This is a genomic window from Clostridium gelidum (assembly GCF_019977655.1).
Taxonomy (GTDB): Bacteria; Bacillota; Clostridia; order Clostridiales; family Clostridiaceae; genus Clostridium; species Clostridium gelidum.
The window spans coordinates 1,753,783-1,767,118 of sequence record NZ_AP024849.1; the positions used below are offsets into that span (position 1 = coordinate 1,753,783).

Consider the following 13,336-nt stretch of genomic DNA (forward strand, 5'->3'; position numbering starts at 1 on the left):
ATATTATAAATAGTTGAGGTGAGAAAAATGATTAATAGAGTAGTTTATTCGATTATAGTGCCTTTGTATAATGAGGAGCTTGTCATAGATGAAAGTTATAGAAGATTAAAAAAAGTTATGGATTCTGTTAAAGAAGATTATGAAATTATATTCGTTAATGATGGAAGTAAGGACAAGACAAGAGAAAAAGCTGAAGAAATATGTGAAAGTGATGAAAAAATAAAACTTATTAACTTTTCACGAAACTTTGGTCATCAGGCAGCAATAACAGCAGGCATGGACTTGGCGCTAGGTGATGCTGTGGTAGTAATTGACGCAGATCTTCAAGATCCTCCAGAAGTTATTTTGAAGATGATTGAAAAATGGAAGGAAGGTTATGAAGTTGTTTATGGGAAGAGAATAAAAAGAGAGGGAGAGACTTTCTTTAAAAAATTTACAGCAAAGATGTTTTATAGAATATTAAAAAGTATAACTACTATTGATATTCCTGTAGATACTGGAGATTTTAGACTTATAGATCGAAAGGTATGTAACGCTATGATTTCACTTCCTGAAAAAAATAGATATGTAAGAGGGCTTGTTAGCTGGGTTGGTTATAAGCAAATTTATGTGGAATTTGAAAGACAGGAGAGACTTGCTGGAGAGACTAAATATTCTTTGAAAAATATGATGAAGCTTGCTTTTGATGGTATAACGTCTTTTTCATATAAACCACTTGTTATTGCTGGATATTTTGGAGGCTTATCTTTTTTTATAGGAATAATTTCAATGGTTGTTACTAACGTAAAAAGTATACTTAACAAAACAGAAATAATAAACTTTGGAATGATTATATCAATTAATTTAATTATGTTTGGTATAACTTTAGGCTGCATTGGTATAATGGGGCAATATATTGCAAGAATTTTTGACGAAAGTAAAGGAAGACCTATTTATATAATTGCCAGTACAATAAATAATACACCTATAAAAAAAGCGCGAAGCGCAATTAGGAACTTTTCACCTATAAAAAAAGCACGCACCTCTGAAAAAGTGCGAAGCACAACCAAGAACTTTTTAAGCGCAACTACTAATAAAGTATGAAAGTTCTAATTAGATTAATGAATTACATTTGGAGGGGAAAGCTTAAAATGTTAAGTCGTTTTTCAATTGTAGGAGTATTAAATACACTTATTGATTTTGTTACGTTTACAATAATTAATAGTTGGTTTGGAATAAATTATACAACAAGTCAGATATCAGGATATAGCTTTGGAGTTGTAAATAGTTTTATATTTAATAGAAATTGGACATTTGAAGATAAAGATGCTAATAAAAAGATAGTGCATGAATTTTTGAAATTTATTATTATTAATTTAATTTCTCTTATAATTACAATAATATTTATGAGAATTTTAATAAAAAGATTTAATCTTAATGTATATATAGCAAAAATAATTGTAACCTTCGCAGCTCAAATAACAAATTTTGTTGGATATAAACTATTGGTATTTAAATAACTAAAAAATGATTCAAAAGTAATTATATGAGTTTAAAATCAACACCATCTGGAGAAAGAGTACATATTGATATGTTTGGAATGACATACGCGGACAAAGCCAGTATTATAAATGCACTAACAAATCAAGAAAAAAGAAAATATTTGAAGTTTTATCAAAGACAAATGTTGCATTAGTAGTAATAGACAGTACTATAGGAGTTACTGAAAATGATACAGCTATAACAAAAGAAGAAATAAATAATATAGAGAAGGAAATTGGTGTTCCTGTTGTTTCTGTTTCTGCTTATGGATTAAAATAAGTTATAAAAGTATTTTTTAATTTTTTATGAGAGGAGGTGTAGTAAAATGGAATTTGAAGAAGTATTAACTGTGCATGTTAATATAGAAAAAATTATTGAGATGCATAGTGATAATGTAGATTCAGTTTGTATGATTTTGTTTAAAGGAAATGTCACTGGAAAGTATTTCGAAGGGGATGTACTCCCAGGAGGAGTTGATACACAGATTATTGGAAGATTTGAGGACAAGCATACCTTATCAGCAAGGTATATGCTTGAGGGGAAGGATTATACAGGGAAAAGTTGTAAAATATTCATAGAGAATAACGGTAATGTAAACAGAAAACTTAAATATGTACCGTTTAGAACTTACCCGAAAATTATTACAGATAGTAAAGCGTTGGAATTTCTGAATTATGATTTATTAGTTGGGGAAGGAGTTGGAACAGAGTCAGGCGTAGATATAAAGATATATAGGCAGGTATAGGTTAGAAGTAATTTAATCTTTTTGTGAAAATATCAAATCTTTAGAAAGAATGTTAGAGATAGTTGAATTTCTAATCTTAGAATACATCAATTTAAAGTTAGAATATATCATTGCTTTAACATACTTAGTATTTTATAATTTTTAATACAAATGTTGTTAAATTACAATTTAATATATATTGATTTTGTGCTAAAGATATTGTAAGAAAACAACTTTTTTGATAAAAAATTACGAAAGAAAATGACTTGTAATTTTTATGTTCTTCGTAAAATGAAAGGAATGGTAATATTTATGAAAAGACAAGGACTTAATCCATATCTTCCATCTTGGGAATATAGCCCTGATGGAGAACCTTATGTGTTTGGTAATAGAGTATATGTGTATGGCTCTCATGATCGATTTAACAGCCATACATATTGTATGAATGATTATGTATGCTGGTCAGCACCTGAAGATGACTTATCTGATTGGAAATACGAAGGAGTTATTTATAAAAAAACTGATGACCCTAAAAACCAAGATGGAGAAGCGTGTCTTTATGCCCCAGATGTTACTTTAGGACAAGATGGTCGATATTATTTATATTATTGTTTGGATCATTTTCCTATAGTGTCGGTTGCGGTTTGTGATATACCAGCTGGTAAGTATGAATTTTATGGGTATGTGCGTTATAAGGATGGCACAATTCTTGGGGAAAGAGAGAACGATCAATTTCAGTTTGATCCTGGTGTTCTAACAGAAGGAAATAATGTTTATCTTTATACTGGTTTTTGTATGCCAGTGGATAAATCACGAAAAGGGTCAATGGCAATAGTACTAGAAGCAGATATGCTTACTATTAAAGAAGAACCTATAACTTTAGCACCAAGTGAGTCATATAGCCAAGGTACTGGATTTGAAGGACATGAATTTTTTGAAGCATCTTCTATTAGAAAGTTAGGAGAGACATATTACTTTATTTATTCATCTGTTAATATGCATGAACTTTGCTATGCAACAAGTAAATATCCTACGAAGGATTTTGTATATCGCGGAACCATTGTAAGCAATAATGATTTATATATAGATTCCTATAAACCTGCGGAACAGCCGATGTTCTATGGTGGAAATAACCATGGAAGTATTGTTGAGATAAAGGGTAAATGGTATATTTTCTATCATAGACACACTAATGGAACTAATTTTAGCAGACAAGGCTGCATAGAGCCAATTAAAATACTTGAAGATGGTACGATTCATCAAGTAGAAATGACATCTTGTGGACCAAATGGTGGTCCATTAATAGGAAAAGGTGAATACCCAGCATACCTTGCATGTAATTTGTTCTGCAAGCATATAAATCCAATGACTGCAGGACCAGGAGACTGGATGGATTGTCGTTTCCCTAAGATTACTCAGGATGGCAAGGATGGAGACGAAGAAATCGGACATATTGCAAATATGAGAGATGGAGCTACAGCAGGCTTTAAATATTTTGATTGTAAAGGAGTAACTAAGGTTACAATTAAAGTTCGTGGCGGATTAGGAATTGGTGGAACATTTGAGATAATGACAAAATGGGATGGTACCCCTATTGGTACAATTACGGTAGATGCCAGTAATGACTGGATAGAATACTCCTCAAATATTTCAATACCAGATGGTGTACATGCTTTGTACTTTAGGTATGTTGGTAGAAGTCAGGCGAGTATTGCATCATTTACATTGGAATAATTAATATATGTTGGAAAATTCTGTTCGTAGCCACTATGAGCAGAACTTACCTTCCTTGTATGATGCAAAATATACGTTGCATCTTTGGTCTATTATTTTTTTCATAAATCGCCCCCTTATTTTTGTAGTAAAATAAAAAGTATTGACAAAAATAATTATTAGAGTTAATATTAATTCGTACCCGAACGAACGAGGTGAGAAAATGAAAAGTGGTTGTATATTGACCAAGATAAATGAAATTAGCTCTATTTCAAACAAGTTTATTGCAAAAAAAATAAAGGAAGAAGGCTTGCCAATATTACCAAATCATATTCCATTATTTTATATACTTCCTGAGGATGGAAGTCCATTAGTTTTCAATGAAGTATCAAATATATGGAAAATATCTAAATCTTCATTATCTGATATTATAAATAAGTATGAAAACCAAGGTCTGATAAAAAAATGTAATTGTCCAGAAGATAAAAGAAGTGTGTATATAAGCTTAAAACCAGAAGCTTTATATATAGTAAAAAAGCTTATGAGTATAGATGATGAATTTTTAAAGTTAATGCTAAATGATTTTGATGATAATAAAAAACAAATCTTTGAAGAAAATATTAATAAAGTTTTGAAGAATACTGAGAAAATGCTTTAAGAGCATTTTCTCAAAGATATTTATTCCGTCCGCGTACGAAATAAATTGAAATTATGATATGAAAAGGAGAAAGTTTATGTTTAAGTCTATAAGAAAAAACTTAATTTTTAATTTTGTAGCCATGGCTGTAATTATTCTATTAAGTAACACTATTTTTTCAACTTATCAAATGATAACAGGATTGCAAAATCAAATGAAAGATGATGGTAGTAATCTAGCAAATATTATAAAAATAAACATGGAGAATGTTGGAATTGATGATATCAATAAAATACAAGCTATAGTTGATGAAACTTATGATAACTCAGAAGGAAATTTATTTTATATAGGTGTAGTTTCACCTGATAGAACACTTGTAGCAGGAACTTCAAAAGATTCCATTGGACAAAAAATAGAAACAAAAGAATTAGAAAATGTTTTTAAAGGAAAGACCGAAGCTTTTATGAATGAATGGAAAAATACTCCTGCATATAATGTAACAGTACCTATAAAACAAGGTGAAAAGGTTGTTTTGAGCGTTTCAGTAGGTATTTCGGTAAATAATATGGAGAATACAATAACAAGTGGTATTGTGAAATCTATTATTGCAGGTATTATTATTTTAATTATGGTTACTATTGCTGCAATAATAATAGCAAAAAGAATAGCAGAGCCTATAGAAAGTATGGAAGTTACTATTGGAGAAATAGGTAAAGGAGATTTAACTGCTGAATATGAGGTTAAAGGGAAGGATGAAATCGGCAGGCTTGCTTATAGCAGTAATGAAACTAGAAAAGGTCTTAGAATTCTTATAAAGAAAATTAAAGCTATTTCTTTAAGTTTAAATAATCTTTCACAAGACATTTCAAATGGTGGTGGGGAAGTAGCATCAGCCAGTGAAGAAATTGTAGCAGCGGTTACAAGTGTATCTGAGCAGGGCATAAAGCAAACAGAAGATTTATCAAATGCTCTTGGAATTTTAGAAGATTTTTCATCAGACTTAAATAATGTAAGTGATAAATTACTTAAACTGGGTGAAAATGGAGAAGAAATAAAAAATGACTCAACTAAAGGAGCGGAAAATATAACTAGTCTATCAAATACTATAGAAGATATGCAAAAATCGTTTCATATCGTAAGAAATAAAGTTGGAAATTTAGATGAATCTATATCAGAAATTAATTCTATAGTAGATGTTATAAATAGTGTAGCAAAACAAACAAATCTTTTAGCATTAAATGCATCTATAGAAGCAGCAAGAGCAGGAGAATCAGGAAAAGGTTTTTCAGTAGTAGCTGGAGAAATAAAAAAATTAGCTGAAGAAGTTTTAAATTCTGCTAAAAATATAACAGGTTTAGTAAATAAGGTTATGAGAGAAACAAAGGATGTTTCAGAAACTACTGATTTGGCAGCGAATATAGTAGAAGAAAGCAAAGAAAATATAGAAGAATCAGTAAGTGCTTTCAAGGAAATTATTACTAAAGTAAATAACATTCCAGTTAAAATAAATGAAGTTAATGAAGTTCTTCAAAAGACTATGAAAGGGAAAGATAAAATTATATCTACAGTAGAAAGTATAGCCTCTAATTCAGAGGAAATATCATCACTTTCACAAGAAGTTACAGCATCCACAGAAGAACAATCTGCTATAACTAATGAAATGGCTATTACAGCCAAGAAATTACTTAACATGGCAAAGGCTTTAGAAAAAAATACTTCAAGTTTTAAGGTATAAAAATTTTTTAATATAAGACACAATGAAAAATAAATAATATATAACTTGTAATTAAAAATTCACATAAAACAAAGCATATAAATACAAATTTTATTAAAAATTATCATTAGCATAGATAAATTATTTTATTTATGTATAAATTAAAAAAATATGAGGAGGAATAACAATGAAAATAGAAGTATGGTCTGATTTTGTATGTCCATTTTGTTATATAGGAAAAAGGAGATTAGAAATAGCATTAAATAAATTTGAATATAAAGATGAGGTTGAATTAGTTTTTAAAAGCTTTGAACTTGATCCATCATCTAAAAAGAAATTTAATGAAAATATTCATGAAATAATAGCAAAGAAGTATGGAATATCAGTAGAACAAGCAAAAGCGTCAAATAATCAAATCGTAGAACAAGCTAAAGAAATTGATCTTAACTATAATTTTGATGATTTAATTCCAACAAATACTTTTGATGCTCATAGACTATCACATTATGCAAAAACTGAAGGGAAGGCGAATGAGTTATCGGAAAGACTTTTGAAAGCTTATTTTGTAGATTCATTAAACATATCTGATTATCAAGTATTAGCTAATCTTGCAGGTGAAGTAGGTCTTAATAGTGAGGAAGCGTTAAAGGTTTTGGAATCAGATAAGTATGGAGATGAAGTAAGAAAAGATGAAGAAAGTGCTTCAAAACTAAGAATTAGTGGAGTTCCTTACTTTGTATTTAATAATAAATATTCAGCATCTGGTGCACAACCACCTGAATTATTTTTGGAGTTGCTTGAAAAAGTAAAAAAAGAAGAACTTTCAGAAGTAGTAACAGAATTTGTATTAGAAGATAAAGAAAATGGAAATTCTAATGCTGGCAAATGTTCAGATGGAAAATGTGAACTTTAATTATAGACAAGAAATAAGCAGTGAGGTTTTAAGGAGGCAATAATGAATACTACATTTAATGAACCAATAAATGAAATAATAAAGAAGAGACATTCTGTAAGAAACTATGAGAATACAGGGATATCAAAAGATGTAAAAGAAAAACTTCAAGTTTATTTAGATGAAATTAATAATTCAGTAGGTCCTTTTGGCGGAAAGGTTAAAATACAGTTATTTGAAAAAGATGATACAAATAAAGAAATAAAATTAGGTACTTATGGAGTAATAAAAGGTGCAAGTTATTATTTAGCTGTAGCTTATAAAAAAAGTAATTATGATCTTGAAGATTTAGGATTTTTATTTGAAAAGGTAATATTGTATTGTACATCTTTAGGACTCGGAACTGTTTGGCTAGGTGGAACATTTAACAAAGGTAATTTTGCAAAAGCAATGGAATTAAAAGAAGATGAAAAATTGCCAATAGTGTCACCAGTAGGAATTGAGGGTGGAAAAAAATCTATTTTAGCAAGAATGTTTGGAAGTAATACATTTAAAAGAAAAGAGTTTACTGAAATATTTTTTTATGAGAATTTTGATACTGCACTAATTCCAAAAGATTGTAAAGAGTATACTGAGGTTTTAGAAATGGTTCGTATTGCTCCATCAGCAATGAATAAGCAACCTTGGAGGATACTGAAAGACGGTAATAATTATCATATATATTCAGAAGGCAAAATTGAAATGAGCAGAATTGATATTGGAATTTGCATATGTCATTTTTATTTAGCTGCAAAAGAAAAAGGATTAAAAGGTGAAATTAAGGTGTTAATTGGCAAGGAGGACAATAAATATAAATATGTAGCATCATGGATTGGATAATATGTAATAAATTTCGTTTGAAAATATAAGGGGAATTAAAGCATCCGCTAAATAATTATTTAAAAAGTTAGTTATTCAACAACCTATAATAAGTAAAATTTAAGCAGAATAGTCGATTTTAAAAGTCTACCATGAAACCCACAAAAATCAAAGTTGATTTTTGTGGGCTTTTTAATTTGTAAAAATTTAGAGAAGGGTTTTAGTATTATGCGCTAAACTGATTATATTATTAATACCTGCAATAGGTATTAATTAATTTAACATAAAAATATTTAATAAGGCAAAATTTAAACATATAATATTAATTATTGTATTGACAAAATAAAGTAGTATTGCATATAATGTATATATGAACAAGTATTCATATGTTCAGACGAAGGGGTGATAAGAGTGGAAAATAATAATATTGAAATCTGTAATTGTACCATAATTCATGAAGATATAGTTAATAAAGTTAAGGAGTGTATACCAGAAGAGGAAACTCTTTATGATTTAGCTGATTTATTTAAAGTACTTGGAGATTCAACAAGAATAAAAATATTATGTGTATTATTTGAAGCTGAAATGTGCGTTTGTGATATAGCAGCACTACTTGGAATGACTCAATCAGCTATTTCACATCAATTAAGAGTTTTGAAACAAGCTAGACTAGTAAAGTACAAAAGACAAGGTAAAGTGGTTTACTACTCACTAGATGATGAACATGTTAAAAGTATTTTCGATCAAGGCCTAGTTCATATTTCTGAGAAAAAGTAACTTTTAGATTGGAGGAAAAATTATGGCAAGTAATATAAAAATATCTAATAGTCCTGTTAATGCCAAACTATCAAATAAAAATCACATAAAAAAAGTAAAAAAGGAATTTATGCTAGAAGGACTTGGATGTGCAAACTGTGCAGCTAAAATGGAGCAAAAAATAAACGAGTTAGATGGAGTTAATTCCGCCAATGTAAATTTTCTTACTAAAACTTTAATCTTAGAAATAAAAGAATCTAGTAGAGTAGAAGAATTAATAGAAGCAGTAATTAATATTGTAACTAGTATTGAAGCTCATGTTAAGGTTAGAGAAAAAGAAAAAGGGAAAATTTTAAGAAAAGAGATTCTACTTGAAGGTTTATGCTGTGCTAACTGTGCAGGGAAAATTGAAAGAGAATCAAATAATATAGATGGTGTAAAATCAGCAACAGTAGATTTTATATCGACAAAGCTTGTGATGGAAATAAATGATTTATCAAAACAAAACGATATTATAGATAATGTTAAAAAAATAGTTAAAAGAATTGAACCAGATGTTAATGTAGTTGTAATTGATAGTAAAGATAAAGTATCAAAAAGTAACGATAAAGAAGATGAAGAGGAAAGTAATAAGAGTGAAATTATTAGATTGGCTATTGGTGCAATAATTTTTGTAATAGCAACTGCTATGAAATTTTCTAATTCAGTAGAATTATTGTTGTATTTAGCAAGTTATATACTTGTAGGTGGAGAAGTGGTTTTAGGTGCTTTAAGAAATATAAGGAGAGGTCAAGTATTTGATGAAAATTTTCTGATGAGTATAGCAACTATTGGTGCTTTTGCTATAGGAGAATATCCAGAAGGTGTAGCGGTTATGCTTTTCTATCAAATAGGAGAGATGTTTCAAGACTTGGCTGTTAATCGTTCAAGAAAATCTATTTCAGCTCTTATGGATATTAGACCAGACTTTGCTAACTTAAAAATAAATGATGATATTAAAAAAGTAGAGCCAGAAGAAGTTAGAATTGGTGATATCATAATAGTAAAACCAGGTGAGAAGGTTCCATTAGATGGAAAAGTAATTGAGGGAAATTCTATGGTTGATACTGCTGCATTAACTGGTGAATCAGTTCCTAGAGAAGTGGGCGTTGGAGATAATATTTTAAGTGGAGTTATTAATAAAAATGGACTTTTAACAATAGAAGTTGAGAAAGAGTTTGGAGATTCTACTGTTGCAAAGATATTAGATTTAGTTCAAAATGCAAGTAGTAAAAAAGCTCCAACAGAAAATTTCATAACAAAGTTTGCTAGATACTATACACCTGCTGTTGTTTTTTCAGCATTAGCACTAGCTGTAATACCACCATTTGTTATAGAAGGAGCAATATTTTCTGATTGGATTTATAGAGCATTAGCATTTTTAGTAGTATCTTGTCCTTGTGCTTTAGTAGTATCTATCCCTCTTGGTTTCTTTGGAGGAATAGGTGGAGCATCAAAGAATGGAATACTCGTTAAGGGTGGAAATTATCTTGAGGCGTTAAATAATGTTGAAATTGTTGTATTTGATAAAACTGGAACACTTACAAAAGGGATATTTAAAGTAACTGAAATAAAACCAGAAAATAATATTTCAGAAGATGAACTTATAGCTTATGCTGCTTTCGCAGAAAACTACTCGAATCATCCAATAGCAACTTCAATATTAAGAGCTTATGGAAAAGAAATAGCTTCAGATAAGGTAAAGAATCATGAAGAGATATCAGGCCATGGAGTTAAAGTTGTTATTGAAGGAAAAGAAGTTCTAGTTGGTAACTACAAATTAATGAATAAAGAGAATATTTCTTATAATGAAGTAGAAACTATAGGTACTGTAGTTCATATTGCTGTAGATAAAAAATATGCAGGATATATAGTTATCTCTGATGAGGTAAAAGATGATTCAGCAAAGGCTATAAAATCTTTAAAAGCTATTGGTGTTAAGAAAATAGTAATGCTCACAGGTGATAATAAAACAGTTGGAGCTAAGATTGCTAAGGAATTAGGGTTAGATGAAGTTTATGCCGAATTATTACCAGATCAAAAAGTTGAAAAGCTAGAACTATTATATAAAGAAAAATCAGCTAAAGGTAAGATAGTATTTGTAGGTGATGGAATAAACGATGCTCCAGTTTTAGCTAGAGCTGATATAGGAATAGCAATGGGTGGTGTTGGTTCAGATGCTGCAATTGAAGCAGCAGATGTAGTTATAATGACAGATGAACCTTCAAAAATTGCATTAGCTATAAAAATAGCAAAGAAAACAAGGAATATAGTAATGCAAAATATAGTTTTTGCTTTAGGTATTAAACTTGTAATATTAGTTCTTGTAGCCTTTGGTATTGGAACTATGTGGGAAGCAGTATTTGGAGATGTTGGAGTAGCGCTAATTGCAGTGCTAAATGCAATGAGAGCTATGAAGGTAGAGAATATTTAGAGATATTTATTTTGAGTGTAGTCATAATGTTATGGCTGCACTTTTTCTATTGGATTAGAATATTACTAATAAAACAATATTGACATTATATAATCCTTTTGGTACAATATGTTACAGATTGATGATTAAGGTCACAAGAAGGGGTACACCACCACGGGTGTAGTTCTTTTTGTGGCCTTTTTTTGTGCATGTAAATTTGGGGAGGTGAATTATGATAACTGTAAATGGCAATGAAATAAGCAATGCAGATGATTTGAGTTTATCTGATTATCTAATAAGAGAAGGTTATAAAATTTCTTTTGTTGCAGTTGAATTTAACGGCTCTATTGTGCCTAAAACGCAATATGAAGAAAAAATATTAACTGATGGTGATGTTATAGAAGTTGTAAGTTTTGTAGGAGGCGGCTGATTTGAATATAAAAATTAATGGTAAAAAAGTAACAACTAATTGTTTAACTCTTCATGATCTATGCAGGGAGCATTATGATGATGAAAAAAATATAATATCGATTTTAAATGGATTTCAAACCTTTGATGACTATAAGCTTAGTGAAAATGATGAAGTAAGTTTTATTGAAAAAGGTAAAATGCCATCACAAGATGAATTCGAAAGTTTGATGTGTGCAAGGCATACTCCACATGTGTTTGAAAAAGTTAAAGCTTCCAATGTAGCAATTGCTGGTCTTGGAGGTCTTGGATCTAATATAGCAGTAAGTTTAGCAAGAACAGGAGTAGGTCATTTACATTTAATTGATTTTGATATAGTAGAACCTAGCAATTTAAATCGTCAGCAATATAAAATTAAACATCTTGGATTATATAAAACAGAGGCTTTAAAAAATGAAATTGAAGAAATAAATCCATTTATTAAAGTAACTATTGATACTATTCAAATTACTGAAGAAAATGTCCAAGGCTTATTTGAAAATGATGATATTATTTGTGAAGCTTTTGATAATCCAAAAGCTAAGGCTATGATTGTAAATACTCTTCTTGAATGCTATCAACAAAAGAAAATTGTATCAGCTTCAGGAATGGCAGGATATGAAAGTAGTAATGCAATAGTCACAAAAAAAATAGCAGATAATTTTTATTTGTGTGGGGACGGAAAAAATGGTGCTATGGTAGGGAGAGGTTTAATGGCTCCACGGGTATCTATTTGCGCAGGTCATCAGGCAAATATGGTTTTAAGATTAATACTTGGGATAGAAGAAATATAAAATGAAATTTAACAGTAAGAAGATAAAGGAGAAGAAAACATGGAAAATAATAATGATAAACTTATTATAGGTGGACATGAGTTTAGTTCACGATTTATATTAGGATCTGGGAAATATTCACTTGATCTAATAAATGCAGCTGTTGAAAATGCTGGTGCTGAGATTATCACTTTAGCATTGCGTCGTGCGAATTTAGGTGGCAGCGCTAATATTTTAGATTATATACCTAAAAATGTTACATTACTTCCAAATACATCAGGAGCTCGTAATGCTGATGAAGCAGTTCGTATTGCACGTTTAGCTCGAGAAATTGGATGTGGAAATTTTGTTAAAATTGAAGTTATTCGTGATTCAAAATATTTGTTGCCAGATAATTATGAAACATTAAAAGCTACTGAAATTCTTGCAAAAGAGGGCTTTATAGTAATGCCTTATATGTATCCAGATCTAAATGTTGCAAGAGATATGGTAAATGCAGGAGCTTCAGCTATTATGCCACTTGCATCACCTATTGGATCAAACAAGGGATTAAGTACACGTGATTTTATTAAAATTTTAGTTGATGAAATTGAACTTCCAATTATTGTAGATGCAGGAATTGGACGACCTTCGCAGGCTTGTGAAGCTATGGAAATGGGCGTTAGTGCTATTATGGCTAATACTGCAATTGCTACAGCAGGTAATATTCCAGCTATGGCAAATGCTTTTAAGAATGCGATAATTGCTGGAAGAGGCGCATATCTTTCAGGGCTTGGTAGTGTACTTGATAGCGGTGCTTCAGCTTCATCACCATTAACTGGATTTATTGAAGATTAAGGAGGGGAAATA

At 30.0% G+C, this 13,336-nt stretch carries 14 protein-coding genes; all 14 read left to right on the forward strand.

All coding sequences use genetic code 11. The features are described 5' to 3' along the window. Positions 1-27 precede the first annotated feature (27 nt). The 14 genes from psyc5s11_RS07735 (at position 28) to psyc5s11_RS07800 (ending at position 13,324) form a co-directional block, all read left to right on the forward strand. Complete coding sequence (locus psyc5s11_RS07735; protein ID WP_375541991.1) at positions 28-1,083, forward strand: glycosyltransferase family 2 protein; 1,056 nt, start codon at positions 28-30, stop codon at positions 1,081-1,083. Beyond that, a complete protein-coding gene (locus tag psyc5s11_RS07740; protein WP_224037036.1) occupies positions 1,080-1,499 on the forward strand; it encodes a GtrA family protein in 420 nt (139 codons plus the stop codon). Before psyc5s11_RS07735 ends, psyc5s11_RS07740 begins: the two co-directional genes overlap by 4 nt. Positions 1,500-1,525: 26 nt before the next feature. Further along, positions 1,526-1,675 carry a hypothetical protein gene (locus psyc5s11_RS07745; RefSeq protein WP_224037037.1) on the forward strand — a complete coding sequence of 50 codons (150 nt, stop codon included), beginning with the start codon at positions 1,526-1,528 and terminating at the stop codon, positions 1,673-1,675. 171 nt (positions 1,676-1,846) lie between these two features. Then, a complete protein-coding gene (locus psyc5s11_RS07750; RefSeq protein WP_224037038.1) occupies positions 1,847-2,266 on the forward strand; it encodes a DUF3237 family protein in 420 nt (139 codons plus the stop codon). A 291-nt stretch (positions 2,267-2,557) separates the two neighbouring features. Beyond that, positions 2,558-3,979: a family 43 glycosylhydrolase gene (locus tag psyc5s11_RS07755; RefSeq protein WP_224038148.1), complete on the forward strand. Its 1,422-nt coding sequence runs from the start codon at positions 2,558-2,560 to the stop codon at positions 3,977-3,979. A gap of 202 nt (positions 3,980-4,181) precedes the next feature. Next, positions 4,182-4,616, forward strand: coding sequence for a MarR family winged helix-turn-helix transcriptional regulator (locus psyc5s11_RS07760; RefSeq protein WP_224037039.1), 435 nt, complete (start codon positions 4,182-4,184; stop codon positions 4,614-4,616). A 76-nt stretch (positions 4,617-4,692) separates the two neighbouring features. After that, a complete protein-coding gene (locus tag psyc5s11_RS07765) occupies positions 4,693-6,330 on the forward strand; it encodes a methyl-accepting chemotaxis protein (protein ID WP_224037040.1) in 1,638 nt (545 codons plus the stop codon). A 166-nt stretch (positions 6,331-6,496) separates the two neighbouring features. Next, positions 6,497-7,222 (forward strand): DsbA family oxidoreductase, encoded by a 726-nt coding sequence (locus psyc5s11_RS07770; RefSeq protein WP_224037041.1) that lies wholly within the window; start codon positions 6,497-6,499, stop codon positions 7,220-7,222. Between the two features lie 42 nt (positions 7,223-7,264). After that, a complete protein-coding gene (locus tag psyc5s11_RS07775) occupies positions 7,265-8,080 on the forward strand; it encodes a nitroreductase family protein (protein WP_224037042.1) in 816 nt (271 codons plus the stop codon). Positions 8,081-8,470: 390 nt separating this feature from the next. Next, positions 8,471-8,836 (forward strand): ArsR/SmtB family transcription factor, encoded by a 366-nt coding sequence (locus tag psyc5s11_RS07780; protein ID WP_311196418.1) that lies wholly within the window; start codon positions 8,471-8,473, stop codon positions 8,834-8,836. A gap of 22 nt (positions 8,837-8,858) precedes the next feature. Then, positions 8,859-11,288, forward strand: a complete 2,430-nt coding sequence (locus psyc5s11_RS07785; protein ID WP_224037043.1) for a heavy metal translocating P-type ATPase — start codon at positions 8,859-8,861, stop codon at positions 11,286-11,288. 211 nt (positions 11,289-11,499) lie between these two features. Further along, positions 11,500-11,697: a sulfur carrier protein ThiS gene (gene thiS, locus psyc5s11_RS07790; protein ID WP_224037044.1), complete on the forward strand. Its 198-nt coding sequence runs from the start codon at positions 11,500-11,502 to the stop codon at positions 11,695-11,697. Between the two features lies 1 nt (position 11,698). After that, a complete protein-coding gene (gene thiF / locus psyc5s11_RS07795) occupies positions 11,699-12,508 on the forward strand; it encodes a sulfur carrier protein ThiS adenylyltransferase ThiF (protein WP_224037045.1) in 810 nt (269 codons plus the stop codon). A gap of 39 nt (positions 12,509-12,547) precedes the next feature. Continuing rightward, entirely contained in the window at positions 12,548-13,324 is a 777-nt protein-coding gene (locus tag psyc5s11_RS07800) for a thiazole synthase (protein ID WP_224037046.1), read from the forward strand. Positions 13,325-13,336 lie beyond the last annotated feature (12 nt).